Consider the following 18477-nt stretch of genomic DNA (forward strand, 5'->3'; position numbering starts at 1 on the left):
GTTTAGTGAACGCGGTTAAAAATAAAAGGCATCACGGTGGTGAATAATGCCGCTTTCGGCCAGGCCGGATTAATCGCCGTCAATTCAGCGCGAGCAGATTCATAGTGCGCAATCTCCCCTAGTCCCGCGGCCGCCAGCATCGCCACCATCAGGCATTTTTCTTTATGCTGCTGTTGTAAATCGCCATACAGCGACAACAAGTCAGGTTGCGAGACGGCAAAGAAATCCGCTTCGATACTGGTTTTCGCCATCTCTTGCGCCCACTGTTTCATTTCACTAAACAGTTGCTGTGCGGTGTGTTGTTCGCCCAGCAGTCGCAGCGCCATTCCTTGCCAGAAGAGATAATCAACCGGCTGATCGTTGTAATAACTGTGGATGTTAATGGTGCGATCGCCGGTCGCCGCCAGACGTAAACAACGCGTCGCTTCAGTTTCATCGCCCAGGGCTTTGGCGCATATCGCCTGCCAGAACCAGATGTCGTTGTCAGTTTGCCCCGGTAAACGGCCTTCGCTTAAATTCTCCGGATAATGCAGCGCGGCATGAAGCAGTTCGCTGGCCTGCTGCGGCTCTCTGGCATCAAGATGCTGCCAGGCGCGTAATAACTGGTTGAGAATAAACTGACTGGTGACCTTCCCTTCCCCACCTTCCCACGGGTGGAATTTGCGCGTGGCGAGAATGTCCGCCGCTTTGTCGGCCTGACCAGTGAGATGCCACAAATTGAGCAGTTCTGCGGTCATGTCGTCGCGTTTCAGCGCAATTTCCAGATTATTTTCCAGACGCGCCAGTCGTTTCTCCGGTGTGGCTCCGCTTAACTTATCCAGCAAATCCCGTTCGAAAAGCAGACGTGCATCCTGCGGCGCAAGCTGATAAGCATTATCAAGATAGCGCGCGGCCAGCTCATAATCGTGTTGCTTATTCCACGCATGGATCGCCAAACCGCGCCAGCCGTCGGCAAACTCCGGTGACATCTCTACGCAACGCAGCCATAAAGTAATGGCTTTGTTGTAGCTACGCTTGTTGTAATAGAAGCAGGCCAGTAAATGACGGGCAAACCAGCACTCTTCAATACTCTCCAGCGCCGCCACTTCTTCCAGCGTATTCGGGAAACGGACAAACTGTGGGAAGACATCAATGGCTTTTGCGACCAGTTCGCCGCGTTCGGCTTTCGGCAGCAAGCTGGCTTGCAGGTAAAGCGGAAGCGTGCGCTGGCAGTCCAGTACGTTCAGCATCTCTGCCGCCAGGGCGGGCATTCCCCAGTTAATCAGTTGCCCGGCGGTCATCAGGGCGTTAACGTCGCGTCCCTGACACAGACCGCGCCACTGCGCGAGGGCTGATTCGCTACGACCATCGAACCAGTTCAGCCACCACAGAGTGGCGTTCAGCGGATAATCACGCAGCAGTTTCTCGCGCTGCAAACGCGCGTTGTCCTGACGACCACTTAACACCAGCAGCAGGTTATGCAGGCAAAGCACTTCCTGGTTGGTTGGGCTGGCACGAAGACTTTGTTGGCAAAAATCCAGACCCGCGTCGAAGTTACCATTGCGCGCCGCCAGCCGTGCCAGACCATAATAGCCGCCCGCTTTACTATTGCCGCTCCAGACCGCACGCCAGAAATCCTCTTCGGCCTGTTGATATTGTCCCTGACGTTCGTAAGCACTGGCGCGAATCAAACTTGCCTGTCCACACTGCGGGTTTTTGTTCAGCGCATGTGCGCGTTTCAGCGCCTGACTGGCATACGCCACCGCTTGCGGGAAATCTGCGCGGTTATATTCCAGCATCGCCAGCGCCAGGTTACAGCGATAATCCAGCGGGTCCAGCGCCACGCCGCGCAGGTAGTAATCGAACGGTGAACGACTGGCGTGATGATATTGCTCCAGATGCTGACCGATAAACCAGGCTTCATCTGTACTGGCAATGTCTTGTGCAGCCAGTGGCGCTTTGGCAACGTCCGGCAACGGCAACTCTTGCGGCTGATGTTCCTGATAACTCAGTACAATATTGCCGTCAGCATCGGAAAGTTCGATAGTCAGTCTGTCAGGATTGATACCGTGCAACACGCCCTGGATGGCGGTCGCTGGTGTCAGGGCCACGGCATCATCGAGCAACGCGTTGCATTTGCCGATTTCGCGGATCGCCAGACGATATCCACTCAACGGGGAGATGGCATACAGCCCCCACTCAATCCCCCGCTCGCTACGCTGGAGTTTTATCACCGCATCGCGGGAGGCATTTTGCACCATGCCCAGAGAATGATAAGGCAGGAAATACTGCTCGAACCGCTTCTCTTCGTAAGCATCAAGCCAGGTAAAATCGGGCTGGTTATCGGCAAAAATACCGGTCATCAGTTCGATATACGGGCCGTTATTGTCGGTCAGACTCTTATCCCACGCCTGGCCAAATTCACTGTGTCCCCAGCTCCACTGTTTTTTACCTGGCGCAATATGGTGGTTGGCAACGTGCAGCAAACCGCCATCTTCATCGTGACACCACGCACCGACAAAATCGTACTGCGATTTTTCGGCCATATATGAGGTTGGAACAGGCACATTTTTATAGCGAGAAATGTCCACTCCGGCGGAGTAGTCCACTTTATAATAAGTGCCAGTAGCGATAGGGAAAGCTGAAACAGCCCGTTTGCCGTGATCAAACACCGCAGTCACATCCGGCGGGAAAACGCTCTGATGCCCTTCACCCCCTTTCACTGCCGGGTTGGCCCACCACAAGAAATGACGCGGCGTGGCGTTGCCGTTATAGACGCGGCTGGCGATTTCCAGCGCCGCCCGGTCAGGGCGCAGTGTGAAACTAGTCATCACCTGTAAACCGTGCATCGGCTCCGTTTCACCGACCCACACCGTCTGTGCGCCGTCGTCATGGGCTTCGAGGGTGAAATCAACGGGCATAAAGGTGGTCGGGCGATGGTGTTGTGGCCAGTTAAACTCAATCCCGCCCGAAATCCACGGCCCCAGCAGCCCCACCAACGCCGGCTTAATGACTTCATTGTGATAGACAAAATCGCGCTGTTTCACTTTATCCCACGCGCGATGCACACGACCGCCCAGTTCCGGCAGGATCATCACTTTGATGTAGTCGTTTTCCAGCCACACCGCCTGCCAGGATTTCAGGGTTTTCTGCTCGCTCAGCGTATCGGTCACGCCATAGGGATAAACCGCGCCGGACGATCCCTGATAAACGCGATTTTCCAGGAACATGGGATGTATATCCTGCGGACCGGTTTCATAGGTCGGGATCTCAACGCGCTCTTGCCACACTTTTACTGGAGTCATGGTGCCCTCAATATTAACAAGACATACTGAATTAAAAGATTTGTGGCAGTGTATTGAACAATCTGGCAATGTTTTCGCGGAATAATCACGCAATTAACTAAACAAGGTTTAGTGAAGATGAGAGCCTGCATTAACAATCAACAGATCCGCCACCATAACAAATGCGTGATTCTGGAACTGCTGTACCGGCAAAAGCGTGCCAACAAGTCGACGCTGGCCCGGCTGGCGCAAATTTCAATTCCGGCGGTCAGTAATATTTTGCAGGAACTGGAAAACGAAAAGCGGGTGGTGAATATCGACGATGAAAGCCAGACGCGCGGGCATAGCAGCGGCACATGGCTGATTGCGCCGGAAGGTGACTGGACGCTATGCCTGAACGTGACGCCCACCAGCATTGAGTGCCAGGTCGCTAACGCTTGTTTAAGTCCGAAAGGTGAATTTGAATATTTTCAGATTGATGCACCGACACCGCAGGCACTGCTGTCCGAAATCGAAAAATGCTGGCATCGTCATCGCAAACTGTGGCCGGGCCGCACCATCAATCTGGCGCTGGCAATCCACGGGCAGGTTGATCCGGTGACCGGCGTATCGCAAACCATGCCGCAAGCGCCGTGGACAACGCCAGTTGAGGTGAAGTATCTGCTGGAAGAGAAGCTGGGCATTCGGGTGATGGTCGATAATGACTGCGTGATGCTGGCGCTGGCGGAGAAATGGCAAAATAATTCGCAGGGACGTGATTTCTGCGTGATCAACGTTGATTACGGCATTGGCTCGTCGTTTGTGATTAACGAACAAATTTATCGCGGCAGTTTGTATGGCAGCGGGCAGATTGGTCACACCATTGTGAATCCCGATGGCGTTGCCTGCGACTGTGGACGTTATGGCTGCCTGGAAACCGTCGCCTCGTTAAGCGCATTAAAAAAACAGGCTCGAGTATGGCTAAAATCACAACCTGGCAATACTCAACTTGATCCAGAAAAACTGACTACAGCGCAATTAATCGCTGCCTGGCAGAGTGGAGAACCGTGGATCACCAGTTGGGTTGACCGCAGTGCCAATGCCATTGGTTTGAGTCTGTATAACTTCCTCAACATCCTCAATATTAATCAGATTTGGTTGTACGGTCGCAGTTGTGCCTTTGGTGAACACTGGCTTAATACCATTATTCGCCAGACAGGATTTAACCCGTTCGACCGTGACGAAGGACCGAGCGTGAAAGCGACGCAAATTGGCTTCGGGCAATTAAGCCGCGCACAACAGGTGCTGGGAATTGGCTATTTGTATGTTGAGGCACAGTTACGACAGATTTGACGGCGCGATAACGTAACAAGGCTTCCCGAAGGAAGCCTTGATGATCACAAACGTAAGATTGCCTGATGCGCTACGCTTATCAGGCCTACACGAAGATTGCAATATATTGAATTTGCAAGAATTTGTAGGCCGGACAAGGCGTTCACGCCGCATCCGGCATGAACAACGAGCACATTGTCAGCAAATCACCGTTTCGCTTACGCGTAAACCGGGTAACGTGCGCAGATGTCGAGAACTTTACCTTTGATGCGCTCGATAACGGCTTCATCATTGATGCTGTCCAGCACGTCACACATCCAGCCAGCCAGTTCTTTCGCTTCGGCTTCTTTAAAGCCGCGACGGGTAATCGCCGGAGTACCTACACGAATACCGGAGGTCACAAACGGGCTCTTCGGATCGTTCGGTACGCTGTTTTTGTTGACGGTGATGTTAGCACGGCCCAGAGCGGCGTCTGCTTCTTTACCGGTCAGGTTTTTATCAACCAGATCAACCAGGAACAGGTGGTTATCAGTACCGCCGGAAACCACTTTGTAGCCGCGTTCCAGGAACACTTCTACCATCGCTTTAGCGTTTTTAGCAACCTGCTGCTGGTAAGTTTTGAACTCAGGCTCCATCGCTTCTTTCAGCGCTACTGCTTTACCCGCAATAACGTGCATCAGCGGACCGCCCTGACCACCAGGGAAAACGGCAGAGTTCAGTTTTTTGTACAGTTCTTCGCTACCGCCTTTTGCCAGGATCAGGCCGCCGCGCGGACCCGCCAGGGTTTTGTGAGTGGTAGTAGTCACTACGTGAGCATGAGGAACCGGGTTTGGATAGACGCCAGCGGCAACCAGGCCCGCAACGTGCGCCATATCAACGAACAGGTAAGCACCGATGCTGTCAGCGATTTCACGCATTTTCGCCCAGTCAACCACGCCGGAATATGCAGAGAAACCACCGATGATCATTTTCGGCTTGTGTTCTTTGGCTTGTTTTTCCAGATCTGCGTAGTCGATATGGCCAGTTGCATCGATACCGTAAGGAACGATGTTGTACAGTTTACCGGAGAAGTTAACCGGAGAACCGTGAGTCAGGTGACCGCCATGCGCCAGGTTCATACCCAGTACGGTATCACCTGGTTCCAGCAGCGCGGTGTAGACCGCAAAGTTAGCCTGGGAGCCGGAGTGCGGCTGGACGTTAGCGTAGTCAGCGCCGAACAGCTCTTTCGCACGATCGATCGCCAGTTGTTCAACGATATCAACATACTCGCAACCGCCGTAGTAGCGCTTGCCCGGATAACCTTCAGCATATTTGTTGGTCAGCTGAGAACCCTGCGCCTGCATTACGCGCGGGCTGGTGTAGTTTTCGGAGGCGATCAGTTCGATGTGCTCTTCCTGACGTACTTTTTCCTGCTCCATAGCCTGCCACAGTTCGGCATCATAATCGGCAATGTTCATTTCACGCTTTAACATCCGCATCTCCTGACTCAGCTAACAATAAAATTTTTTCGCCTAATTTTGGCGGTCCTGATGGACAACGGCGAACAGTATAACCGAATCATTGTGCGATAACAGGTCTTGACAAAGGAATTTACGCAAACGATTACCTTCAAGCTGTGCAAGGCTTTGGAGAATAAAGGGCCTGCAACCGGAAACGGATTTCTTTTCAGGTTTGTGATGCAAATTTTTCACTTCATCACATTCTTGATGAAAAACACCAAAAGAACCATTTACAGTGCAGGGCTATTTTTTATAAGATGCATTTGAGATACATCAATTAAGATGCAAAAAAAGGAAGACCATATGCTTGACGCTCAAACCATCGCTACAGTAAAAGCCACCATCCCTTTACTGGTGGAAACAGGGCCAAAGTTAACCGCCCATTTCTACGACCGTATGTTTACTCATAACCCAGAACTCAAAGAAATTTTTAACATGAGTAACCAGCGTAATGGCGATCAACGTGAAGCCCTGTTTAACGCGATTGCCGCCTACGCCAGTAATATTGAAAACCTGCCTGCGCTGCTGCCAGCGGTAGAAAAAATCGCGCAGAAGCACACCAGTTTCCAGATCAAACCGGAACAGTACAACATCGTTGGCGAACACCTGTTGGCGACGCTGGACGAAATGTTCAGCCCGGGCCAGGAAGTGCTGGACGCGTGGGGTAAAGCCTATGGCGTACTGGCTAATGTATTTATCAATCGCGAGGCGGAAATCTATAACGAAAACGCCAGCAAAGCCGGTGGCTGGGAAGGTACTCGCGATTTCCGCATTGTGGCTAAAACACCGCGCAGCGCACTGATCACCAGCTTCGAACTGGAGCCGGTCGACGGTGGCGCAGTGGCAGAATACCGTCCGGGACAATATCTCGGCGTCTGGCTGAAACCAGAAGGTTTCCCGCATCAGGAAATTCGTCAGTACTCTTTGACTCGTAAACCTGATGGCAAAGGCTATCGTATTGCGGTGAAACGCGAAGATGGCGGGCAGGTATCCAACTGGCTGCACAATCACGCCAACGTTGGCGATGTCGTGAAGCTGGTAGCTCCGGCGGGTGATTTCTTTATGGATGTGACAGATGACACGCCGGTAACACTGATCTCTGCGGGTGTAGGGCAAACGCCAATGCTGGCAATGCTCGATACGCTGGCAAAAGCAGGCCATAACGCCCAGGTAAACTGGTTCCACGCGGCAGAAAATGGCGATGTTCACGCCTTTGCTGATGAAGTTAAGGAACTGGGGCAAGCACTACCGCGCTTTACCGCGCATACCTGGTATCGCCAGCCGAGCGAAGCCGATCGCGCTAAAGGTCAGTTTGATAGCGAAGGTCTGATGGATTTGAGCAAACTGGAAGGTGCGTTCAGCGATCCGGCCATGCAGTTCTATCTCTGCGGTCCGGTTGGCTTCATGCAGTTTGCCGCGAAACAGTTAGTGGACCTGGGCGTGAAGCAGGAAAACATTCATTACGAATGCTTTGGCCCGCATAAAGTGCTGTGATTTGATGTTGCCGGATGGAGACATCCGGCAACCCTGACGCGGTTTAAATCGCCGCGTCGTCCTCTTCGCCGGTACGGATACGAATGACCCGTGCCACGTCGAAGACGAAGATTTTACCGTCACCGATTTTGCCGGTTTGCGCCGTACGAATAATCGTGTCTACGCAGATATCGACAATGTCGTCCGGCACGACGATCTCAATTTTCACCTTCGGCAGAAAATCCACCATATATTCCGCACCGCGATACAGCTCAGTGTGGCCTTTCTGGCGGCCAAAGCCTTTCACTTCGGTCACGGTCATGCCGGTAATACCGACTTCGGCCAGTGCTTCACGGACATCGTCCAGCTTGAAGGGTTTAATAATCGCATCAATCTTTTTCATGCTATTCCTTGAAAAGGTCGCCTGTCTTTTGATCTGCTAAACGTAACACATTACACCGATTCATTCCTTGAAATCGTTTGCATCCAGCTCGTGTCGGGAAAGCAGTTTATAAAATTCTGTCCGGTTACGCCCCGCCATTCTCGCCGCGTGAGTGACGTTGCCTTTGGTGATTTGCAGCAACTTGCGCAAGTAATTGAGTTCAAACTGGTTACGTGCCTCAACAAAGGTGGGCAGCGCCGTGTTTTCGCCCTCCAGCGCCTGCTCTACTAATGCATCGCTAATCACCGGAGATGAGGTCAGTGCCACACATTGTTCAATCACGTTGACCAACTGACGCACATTTCCCGGCCAGCTGGCAGTCATCAGGCGTTTCATCGCATCGGTTGAGAACGCGCGGACAAACGGTTTATGTCGCTCTGCCGCCTGGCGCAATAAGTGGTTTGCCAGTAGCGGAATGTCTTCTGTGCGCTCCGCCAGTGCCGGAATTTTAAGGCTGACGACATTGAGGCGGTAATAGAGATCTTCGCGGAATTCCCCGCGCGCCATCGCTTTTGGTAAGTCGCGGTGGGTCGCAGAAATAATCCGCACGTCGATATCAATATCGCGGTTACTGCCCAGCGGGCGCACTTTACGCTCCTGCAACACGCGCAGCAGTTTGACCTGCAACGGCGCGGGCATATCGCCAATCTCATCGAGAAACAGCGTACCGCCTTCCGCCGCCTGGAATAAACCTTCGCGATTGCTGACGGCACCAGTAAACGCGCCGCGTGCATGACCAAACAGCTCCGACTCCAGCAACTGCTCGGGCAATGCGCCACAGTTAATGGCAATAAACGGCTTGCTGTTACGCGGGCTGGCGTTGTGGATAGCCTGAGCAAAAATCTCTTTCCCGGTGCCGCTCTGACCGTTAATCAAAACGCTAACGTCGGATTGCGCCACCAGCCGGGCCTGTTCCAGCAAGCGCAGCATCAGCGGGCTGCGAGTGACAATCGCCTCGCGCCAACGTTCGTCGGTGGCTGGCGCGGATTGTTCCAGCGCATCATCAATTGCCTGATATAGTGCGTCTTTATCAACGGGCTTGGTGAGGAAACTAAACACGCCCTGCTGTGTCGCGGCAACGGCATCGGGAATGGAGCCATGCGCGGTGAGGATGATTACCGGCATACCTGGCTGCACTTTCTGGATTTCAGCAAACAGTTGCATACCATCCATTTCATCCATCCGCAGGTCGCTGATGACTAAATCCACTTTTTCACGATTCAGTATCCGCAGCCCCTCGGCACCACTTTCTGCCGTGACCACGCTGTAGCCTTCGCTGGTCAGGCGCAGGCCAAGTAATTTCAGTAATCCCGGATCGTCATCGACCAATAATAAATGCGCAGGTTTATGGCTCATCAGGGGTGACCTCATTGGTGGATGGCGCGTTTTTTTCACTCTCGTGCGGCGTGTCCGGTGGGAAATTTCCGGCCGGTTTGCGAGTCGAGAGTTGGCGTTCAATATCCGTCAGGTTCTCCAGCTTGCGGGTGGTTAGTTCCAGTTGTTGCTGTAGAACGTGATGTTGCTGGCGCAGGGCGTCCAGTTCGCTGTCGCTGGATTGCTGGAGTTTACTGTAACGTAGGCGCTCTTCCGCCAGTTGCAGTTGCAACGCCTGTCCGTCGCGCCAGAGTTGATACAACGGGCGAACCTGCGCCGGGATCTCAGTACTTAACGCATCAATGCGCGCGACCAGTTGGCGGCGCTCAAAAGGCGTGATTTTGGCATCGGCAAGCAAAATCCCCTGCTTAAAGGTATTTTGCCAGCTGCCATCACCATACTTGCGCGCTTCCTGACGCGACTGCGCTGGCATTAAGCGATTGGCGCAATCCATCGCCCGTAGCCAGTAAAGCGGGTTAGTTTCAGTTGATTTACCTTGCAGCGCCCAGATGTCGCTACATTCAGTAGGAAGATAATCAGCCAGTTGATAAACCGGGATTTTTTCTTCTACTGGCGCATTAATGGCTGGCTTATTGTGATTCTGCACGCAGCCCAGCAGCGCCAGACAAGGCAACCCCGCCAGCCACAGCCGTCGGGATAAAAATCGTTGAAAAATGTGTCGCATATTCACCAGACTCAGAGCCTATCCCAGTGGGCGTAATTGTTGCAGGCAGTTTGGACACGGACAGTGCGGAGAAACCGGAGCGTACACGTAGTACGTGAGGATTTCGAGCACTGCCCGGGGCCGAACTGGCAAATAAAATAGCCTGATGGGATAGGCCTTAACATTATTTCGTGTTTTTCGACGAAGGCAATTCAATGCGGAAGCAAACGTCTTGCCCGCTCTCGTCGACCAGATACAGTTCCCCCTGCATACGGCGAATACAATCCCTGGCAATGCTTAATCCCAGACCGCTCCCCTTCACCGCCCCTTTTCGCTGGTGACTTCCCTGAAAAAAGGGTTCGAAGATCATGGCGCGTTCCTCTTGCGGAATGGGTGTGCCTGTATTGATGACATCAATATAAACCCGTGCGCCATGTAAACTGCTGCGAAGGCAAATGTTACCGGATTCAGCCCCGTAGTGCACCGCATTGGAGTAAAGATTATCCAGCACACTCATCAGTAGCATGGGTTCCGCCAGGCATGCAGTTGCCTTGAGATCAACGTCGGTATGCATCATTTTAGTCCGAGCTGGCAGGCTGTGAGCGGAAACTACCGTCTCCACCAACGGTGCCAGCTCAACATTCTCCAGTTCCACCGCGCCATCTGCCTGTTTACGATTGTAATCAAGCAGTTGTTCTATAAGTTTTTGCAAATTGCGGCTGCTGCTGTCGAGGATGCTTACCACCTCTTTTTGCTCTGGCGTAAGCGGCCCGACAACCTGGTCAGCCAGTAATTCAGTGCCCTCGCGCATACTCGCCAGTGGCGTTTTTAATTCATGAGATAAATGTCTTAAAAATTGATGGCGCTGGGATTCCAGCCATGACAGGCGTTCACTTAACCAAAGAATACGTTGCCCAACCGAGCGTAACTCGCTCGGTCCACTAAACGAGACGCTATTACCCAGTGAGCGTCCTTCCCCCAGACGGTTGATCATCCGCTCGATATTTTTCACCGGACCAATAATCATTCGGGTGAAAAGCAGCACCATTATCAGACTCACCAGAAACAACACCAGTGACTGCCAGCCGAAATACTGTCCGCGTTCGGCTATCTCTCGCTGGAGTTGCTGCCCGCGTGAAAACACCACGGTGCGCGTGGCCTGTACCATTTCGGCATTGGCATTGGCAAAGGCTTCCAGACGCGCGGCAGCAGCCGCATCCGGCCCACTGTTGTTACACTGGAGTTGGGCAAGATTGTTCAAATCCTGACGCAATGCCTGGTAAAGTTTATCGTCCGGCAGCACGCCAGCGTGGGCATCGAGCATTTCGCTGTAACGTTTACGCTGGCTTTGATAGACCTTCGCCAGGGTTGAGTCGTCCAGCACGCAATACTGACGGTAGCTACGCTCCATCTCCAGTGCCGCATTAGTCATTGCCTCACTGCGCCGGGCGTCAATAAGCGTTGTGCGATTGACCAGCGCCGCCTGATCGCTAAGCGCATTCAGGCTTTGCCAGGCTTGCCATGCCAGTACCAGCAGAGGCAGCAGAATCAGCAAGAATGCCAGCATGACTAATTGTCGTAATGAACGGGGAAAAACAGGCCAGCGTTTCAAGGTGTTACTCTCGTCAGACGCGAATAGCCTGATGCTAACCGAGGGGGAGTTCAGATACAACAAAGCCGGGAATTACCCGGCTTTGTTGTGGAATAAGGCGGTGCCTAACTCGACGTTTCGCCCGATGGTTGATATAGCTACGCTGATATCAGAAGTTGGACGGCAGGCACCTTGTTGTGCGTCATTCGAATTTTATGTAGCACGTCCCGAAGGGGCTGACATAAGTGGGTGAATGAGCCACTGGTTATTATTATGCAGTAACTGTGCCAATAAATAAAATAGTTTGATAACGTACTGATAAAACATAGCTTTAATGGATTAATGGCTGTTTCACAGATTGGCTATAAATCAGCCAGTGTGTCGCTTAAAAGAGACGCCCAAAGCTTAAATTATTCGTTTTAAATTAAATCAATAAGTTACATGTCACCTATAAGCGACACGGCAAACCACCCATTGTCGTGATTTACAGACACAAAAAAAGCTCCCGGAGTTGGGAGCTTATAATTGTTGGCTAAGTGGTTGTGTGTAATGCCGGATGCGGCGTAAAAGTCTTATCCGGCCTACAAAACAATGGGTTGCGTGAAATTTCCGCAGCCTTACCCCAGCTGCTTACGCGCATTACGGAAAATACGCATCCATGGGCCATCCTCGCCCCAGTTTTCCGGATGCCAGGAGTTGCTGACAGTACGGAAAACACGCTCCGGGTGCGGCATCATAATGGTGACTCGACCACTTTCAGTCGTGACCGCCGTAATACCATTCGGGGAACCGTTCGGGTTAGCCGGGTAGGTTTCGGTGACTTTGCCGAAATTATCGACATAGCGCAGCGCAACCAGCCCTTTGCTTTCCAGTGCCGCCAGATGCGCCGCGTCGCGTACTTCAACGCGCCCTTCACCGTGAGACACAGCAATCGGCATTTGCGAGCCCACCATCCCCTGCAACAGCAGAGACGGGCTTTGGGTCACTTCAACCAGGCTGAAACGCGCTTCAAAGCGATCGGAGGTGTTACGCACAAAACGTGGCCACAGCTCGCTACCTGGGATCAGCTCACGCAGATTAGACATCATCTGGCAACCGTTACATACCCCCAGCGCCAGCGTTTGCGGACGATGGAAGAAGGTTGCAAACTCATCGCGTACACGGTTGTTGAACAGAATAGACTTCGCCCAACCTTCACCGGCACCCAGCACATCACCGTAGGAGAAACCACCGCACGTGACCAGGGCATGGAAATCCTCCAGACCAGTGCGTCCAGCCAGCAGATCGCTCATATGCACGTCGATAGCATCGAAGCCCGCACGATGGAAAGCTGCCGCCATTTCAACATGCGAGTTCACGCCTTGCTCACGCAGTACGGCAACTTTCGGGCGCGCGCCAGTAGCGATAAACGGAGCTGCTACATCTTCGTTAATATCGAACGACAGTTTCACATTCAGGCCCGGATCAGCGTCGTTGGATTTCGCCTGATGCTCCTGATCGGCACACTCCGGGTTGTCACGCAGGCGCTGCATCTGCCAGGTGGTTTCCGCCCACCAGACTCGCAGCGTAGTGCGGCTTTCGCTGTATACCGACTGCCCGTTGGCGGTAATCACAAAACGGTCGCCAGATACAGCCTGGCCGACATAATGGACGCACTCAGCAAGGCCATGCTGTGCCAGTACCGCTTCGACCGCTTCACGGTCAGCGGCACGCACCTGAATCACCGCTCCCAGTTCTTCGTTAAACAGCGCCGCCAGGTGATCGTCGCCCAGAGAGGCGATATCCGCTTCAATGCCGCAATGACCGGCAAATGCCATTTCCGCCAGCGTTACCAGCAGGCCGCCATCAGAGCGGTCGTGGTACGCGAGCAACTTACGCTGTGCAACCAGCGCCTGAATCGCGTCATAGAAGCCTTTCAGTTGCGCGACGTCGCGCACATCAGCCGGTTTGTCGCCAAGCTGACGATAAACCTGCGCCAGCGCCGTTGCGCCCAGCGCATTATTGCCAAGGCCCAAATCAATCAGCAGCAGTGCGTTATCTTCGGTAGAAAGCTGCGGCGTGATGGTGTGACGCACATCTTCCACGCGGGCAAATGCAGAAATAACCAGCGACAGCGGCGAGGTCATTTCACGCTCTTCGCTACCTTCCTGCCAGCGGGTTTTCATCGACATTGAATCTTTACCCACCGGGATCGTCAGGCCCAGCGCCGGACAAAGCTCTTCGCCCACGGCTTTAACGGCTTCATACAGGCCCGCATCTTCACCAGGGTGGCCTGCCGCCGCCATCCAGTTAGCGGAAAGTTTAATGCGTTTGATATCGCCAATCTGTGTTGCGGCAATATTGGTTAACGCTTCACCGACAGCCAGACGGGCAGAAGCGGCGAAATCCAGCAGCGCAACTGGCGCACGTTCGCCAATTGCCATCGCTTCACCGTAGTAGCTGTCGAGGCTGGCAGTAGTGACCGCACAGTTAGCGACCGGCACCTGCCACGGGCCAACCATCTGATCGCGCGCCACCATGCCGGTTACGCTACGGTCGCCAATGGTAACGAGGAAAGTTTTTTCCGCCACGGTCGGCAGATGCAGCACACGTTTCACCGCGTCAGCAATGGTGATCCCTTCACGGGCCAGCGCATCGCCTTTCGCTTTCAGTGTTTGCACATCGCGGGTCATCTTCGGCGTTTTGCCCAGCAGTACGTCCAGCGGTAGATCGATCGGCTGATCATCAAAATGACGATCGTGCAGAGAAAGATGCAGTTCTTCGGTCGCTTCACCAATCACCGCGTAGGGCGCGCGTTCACGCTTACACAGTTCGTCAAACAGTGGTAACTGATCGGCAGCAACCGCCAGCACGTAGCGTTCCTGGGACTCGTTACACCAGATTTCCAGCGGGCTCATACCCGGTTCGTCGCTCAGGATATCGCGCAGTTCAAATTTACCGCCGCGCCCGCCGTCGCTCACCAGTTCCGGCATGGCGTTAGAAAGACCGCCTGCGCCGACGTCGTGGATAAACAGAATCGGGTTCGCATCGCCAAGCTGCCAGCAACGGTCGATCACTTCCTGGCAACGACGTTCCATTTCCGGGTTGTCGCGCTGAACAGAAGCAAAGTCGAGATCCGCATCAGACTGACCAGACGCCATAGAAGACGCCGCGCCGCCGCCAAGACCGATGTTCATTGCCGGGCCGCCGAGAACGACCAGCTTCGCACCAACGTTGATCTCGCCTTTTTGTACGTGATCGGCGCGAATGTTGCCGATCCCGCCCGCCAGCATGATCGGTTTGTGATAACCGCGCAGCTCTTCGCCGTTGTGGCTGTTCACTTTTTCTTCATAAGTACGGAAGTAGCCGTTCAGCGCCGGACGACCAAATTCGTTGTTAAATGCCGCGCCGCCCAGCGGACCTTCGGTCATGATGTCCAGCGCGGTGACAATGCGCTCAGGCTTACCGAAATCTTCCTCCCACGGCTGTTCGAAGCCAGGAATTCGCAGGTTGGAAACGGAGAAACCAACCAGACCGGCTTTCGGCTTCGCGCCGCGCCCGGTGGCACCTTCATCGCGGATTTCACCGCCGGAACCGGTCGCCGCGCCCGGCCACGGAGAAATTGCCGTCGGGTGGTTGTGAGTTTCGACTTTCATCAGAATATGCGCCGGTTCCTGATGGAAATCGTAGCGGCCCGTTTCGTGGTCAGCAAAGTAGCGGCCCACTTCAGAACCTTCCATCACCGCGGCGTTATCTTTATACGCAGAGAGAACGTGATCCGGCGTGGTTTCGAAGGTATTTTTGATCATCTTGAACAGCGATTTCGGCTGCTGTTCACCGTCGATAATCCAGTCGGCGTTAAAAATTTTGTGGCGGCAGTGCTCAGAGTTCGCCTGGGCGAACATATAGAGCTCGATGTCGTTCGGGTTACGACCAAGCTTTGTGAAAGCATCTTGCAGATAGTCAATTTCATCTTCCGCCAGTGCCAGGCCAAGACGCAGGTTAGCGTCGATTAGCGCCTGACGGCCCTGCCCCAGCAAATCAACACTGGTGACCGGAGTCGGTTGATGATGCGCAAACAACTGCTCTGCATCATCTAAAGCAAAAAAGACCGTTTCCATCATGCGGTCGTGCAGTTCAGCGGTAACCTGCTGCCACTGTTCATTGGTCAGCGTAGCGGCTTCTACATAGTAAGCCACGCCGCGCTCAAGGCGGTTTACCTGTTGCAGCCCGCAGTTATGGGCGATATCGGTCGCTTTCGAAGACCAGGGAGAGATGGTGCCAGGACGCGGGGTCACCAGCAGTAATTTGCCTTCCGGGACATGGCTGGCGAGTGCCGGACCATATTTCAACAGGCGTTCAAGTTGCGCGTGCGCTTCTTCGTTTAACGGCGCATTGAGGTCAGCAAAATGGACATACTCGGCGTAAATGTTGTGAACCGGGAGCCTGGCAGCCTGAAAACGCGCCAGCAGTTTATTGATTCGGAATGCCGACAGTGCAGGCGAACCACGCAGAATTTCCATCATAAGTCTCTCGTCTTCTAAGCTTTCGGTGTACCCAAGGGGGGGAAACGGGCGTCATTATAAAGAATCTGATGCGCTGACGAAACCGTTTGCGTGGAAATAAAATCACCATCGTGAATTAGCAACGCGTGCCGCCAATGGCTGTAATAAGTTGCCAACTGGCACAGGTTTACGCAAAATGCCGCTCATTGATGATTATACCTTTGTTTAGCATATCGTTTTTTCAAGCCAGGACACGAACGACACAGAGAATTAACTAATTGAAAAAATTAAAGATTAATTATCTGTTCATTGGCATTCTGGCACTGCTTCTTGCGGTAGCTCTCTGGCCGTCTATTCCGTGGTTTGGTAAAGCCGACAACCGTATCGCCGCCATTCAAGCGCGGGGAGAATTGCGCGTGAGCACCATTCATACTCCCCTCACCTGGAATGAGATTAACGGTAACTCTTCCGGGCTGGATTATGAGTTAGCCAAACAATTTGCCGACTACCTCGGCGTGAAACTGAAAGTGACCGTACGGCAGAATATCAGCCAGTTGTTTGACGATCTCGACAACGGCAACGCCGACCTGCTGGCAGCAGGTCTGGTTTATAACAGTGAGCGGGTAAAAAACTATCAGCCTGGTCCTACCTATTATTCCGTTTCACAACAACTGGTTTACAAAGTGGGTCAATATCGCCCACGCACGCTGGGCAATTTGACGGCGGAACAGCTCTCCATCGCACCAGGACACGTCGTCGTTAACGATCTACAAAGACTGAAAGAAACTAAATTCCCGGATTTAAGCTGGAAGGTGGACGACAAAAAAGGCTCAGCGGAATTACTGGAAGATGTCATCGGAGGTAAGCTGGATTACACCATTGCTGATTCTGTCGCCATCAGCCTGTTCCAGCGAGTTCACCCGGAACTCGCCGTGGCACTCGATATCACCGATGAACAACCAGTGACCTGGTTTAGCCAGTTAGATGACGATAATACCCTTTCCGCAGCTCTGCTCGACTTCTTCAACAAAATGAATGAGGACGGCACGCTGGCACGCATTGAAGAGAAATACCTGGGGCATGGCGATGATTTTGATTATGTCGATACGCGCACATTTTTACGCGCCGTCGATGCGGTGCTGCCACAATTAAAACCTTTGTTTGAGAAATACGCCGAGGAAATTGACTGGCGTTTGCTGGCGGCCATTGCTTACCAGGAATCACATTGGGACGCGCAGGCCACCTCGCCGACCGGTGTGCGTGGCATGATGATGTTGACCAAAAATACCGCGCAAAGCCTGGGCATTACCGATCGTACCGATGCTGAACAAAGCATCAGCGGCGGCGCGCGTTATTTGCAGGATATGATGAGTAAAGTGCCGGAAAGCGTGCCAGAAAATGAACGGATTTGGTTTGCGCTCGCCGCTTACAATATGGGTTATGCGCATATGCTGGATGCTCGCGCCCTGACGGCAAAAACCAAAGGTAATCCAGACAGCTGGACCGATGTTAAACAACGACTGCCTTTACTTAGCCAGAAACCCTATTACAGCAAGCTGACTTACGGTTATGCGCGGGGACATGAAGCTTACGCCTATGTCGAGAATATCCGTAAGTATCAGATTAGTCTGGTGGGGTATCTGCAAGAGAAAGAAAAGCAGGCAACAGAAGCGGCGATGCAGCTGGCTCAGGATTATCCGGCAGTGTCGCCAACAGAATTGAGTAAAGGGAAATTTCCTTTTCTCTCGTTTCTTTCACAGTCGTCATCTAACTATCTGACACACTCCCCTTCGCTGCTGTTTTCCAGGAAGGGAAGTGAAAAGAAGCAAAATTAATCCGCAGAAGATTGCGCTTTTTTCTGCGCTTTGATTTCCTGACGGCGCATGCGAAAGAAGTCGCTGAGCAGCGCTGCACACTCTTCCGCCAATATCCCTTCCGTGATTTCCACCCGGTGATTCATGCCCGGATGGTGCAACACATCCATTAATGATCCGGCAGCCCCCGTTTTCGCATCTCGTGCACCAAAAACTACACGACCAATCCGGCTGTGAATCATCGCTCCAGCGCACATCACACACGGCTCCAGCGTGACATATAATGTGGCGTCGATCAGGCGATAATTTTGCATCACCAGACCGCCCTGACGCAGGGCCATGATTTCAGCGTGCGCGGTAGGATCATGCCGACCAATCGGACGATTCCAGCCCTCGCCGATTACCCGGTTGTTATGCACTAATACCGCGCCGACCGGTACTTCCCGCTCGTCCCAGGCACGCTTTGCCAGCGTCATGGCATGGCGCATCCAGTATTCGTGACTAAATTCGACTTCAGACAAAAAGAAAACTCCGGTTATAAAAGCGCGGCGCATTATACACG

At 53.1% G+C, this 18477-nt stretch carries 11 protein-coding genes; 3 read left to right on the top strand and 8 right to left on the bottom strand.

The window, feature by feature from the left end:
- Positions 1-2 precede the first annotated feature (2 nt).
- Positions 3-3284, bottom strand: coding sequence for a DUF5107 domain-containing protein (locus tag D9597_RS07765; protein ID WP_130222050.1), 3282 nt, complete (start codon positions 3282-3284; stop codon positions 3-5).
- A gap of 117 nt (positions 3285-3401) precedes the next feature.
- Between D9597_RS07765 and D9597_RS07770 the strand changes: the two genes are divergently transcribed.
- Entirely contained in the window at positions 3402-4595 is a 1194-nt protein-coding gene (locus tag D9597_RS07770) for an ROK family protein (protein WP_130222051.1), read from the top strand.
- Positions 4596-4792: 197 nt separating this feature from the next.
- Here the strand turns inward: D9597_RS07770 and glyA are convergent, their stop codons facing one another.
- Positions 4793-6046 (bottom strand): serine hydroxymethyltransferase, encoded by a 1254-nt coding sequence (gene glyA / locus D9597_RS07775; protein ID WP_000919159.1) that lies wholly within the window; start codon positions 6044-6046, stop codon positions 4793-4795.
- Between the two features lie 330 nt (positions 6047-6376).
- Between glyA and hmpA the strand changes: the two genes are divergently transcribed.
- Positions 6377-7567: an NO-inducible flavohemoprotein gene (gene hmpA / locus D9597_RS07780; protein ID WP_130214657.1), complete on the top strand. Its 1191-nt coding sequence runs from the start codon at positions 6377-6379 to the stop codon at positions 7565-7567.
- Positions 7568-7610: 43 nt separating this feature from the next.
- Here the strand turns inward: hmpA and glnB are convergent, their stop codons facing one another.
- The 5 genes from glnB to purL form a co-directional block, all read right to left on the bottom strand.
- On the bottom strand, positions 7611-7949 hold the full coding sequence (gene glnB / locus D9597_RS07785; RefSeq protein WP_000717691.1) for a nitrogen regulatory protein P-II: 339 nt from the start codon (positions 7947-7949) through the stop codon (positions 7611-7613).
- A 60-nt stretch (positions 7950-8009) separates the two neighbouring features.
- On the bottom strand, positions 8010-9344 hold the full coding sequence (gene glrR, locus D9597_RS07790; protein ID WP_064526171.1) for a two-component system response regulator GlrR: 1335 nt from the start codon (positions 9342-9344) through the stop codon (positions 8010-8012).
- Positions 9334-10047: a two-component system QseEF-associated lipoprotein QseG gene (qseG, locus tag D9597_RS07795; RefSeq protein WP_130222052.1), complete on the bottom strand. Its 714-nt coding sequence runs from the start codon at positions 10045-10047 to the stop codon at positions 9334-9336. The genes glrR and qseG overlap by 11 nt, the downstream gene beginning before the upstream one ends.
- Positions 10048-10210: 163 nt before the next feature.
- Complete coding sequence (gene qseE / locus D9597_RS07800; RefSeq protein ID WP_130214661.1) at positions 10211-11638, bottom strand: two component system sensor histidine kinase QseE/GlrK; 1428 nt, start codon at positions 11636-11638, stop codon at positions 10211-10213.
- A gap of 596 nt (positions 11639-12234) precedes the next feature.
- Positions 12235-16122 (bottom strand): phosphoribosylformylglycinamidine synthase, encoded by a 3888-nt coding sequence (purL, locus tag D9597_RS07805; protein ID WP_130222053.1) that lies wholly within the window; start codon positions 16120-16122, stop codon positions 12235-12237.
- A 257-nt stretch (positions 16123-16379) separates the two neighbouring features.
- On the opposite strand from purL, the gene mltF reads away from it, so the two are divergent.
- Entirely contained in the window at positions 16380-17936 is a 1557-nt protein-coding gene (gene mltF, locus D9597_RS07810; protein WP_130214665.1) for a membrane-bound lytic murein transglycosylase MltF, read from the top strand.
- Here the strand turns inward: mltF and tadA are convergent.
- Positions 17933-18436 (bottom strand): tRNA adenosine(34) deaminase TadA, encoded by a 504-nt coding sequence (tadA, locus tag D9597_RS07815; protein WP_064526984.1) that lies wholly within the window; start codon positions 18434-18436, stop codon positions 17933-17935. The two genes, mltF and tadA, sit on opposite strands and share 4 nt — an antisense overlap.
- Between the last annotated feature and the right edge of the window lie 41 nt (positions 18437-18477).

Source organism: Escherichia sp. E13S3 (genome assembly GCF_004212325.1).
GTDB lineage: Bacteria > Pseudomonadota > Gammaproteobacteria > Enterobacterales > Enterobacteriaceae > Escherichia.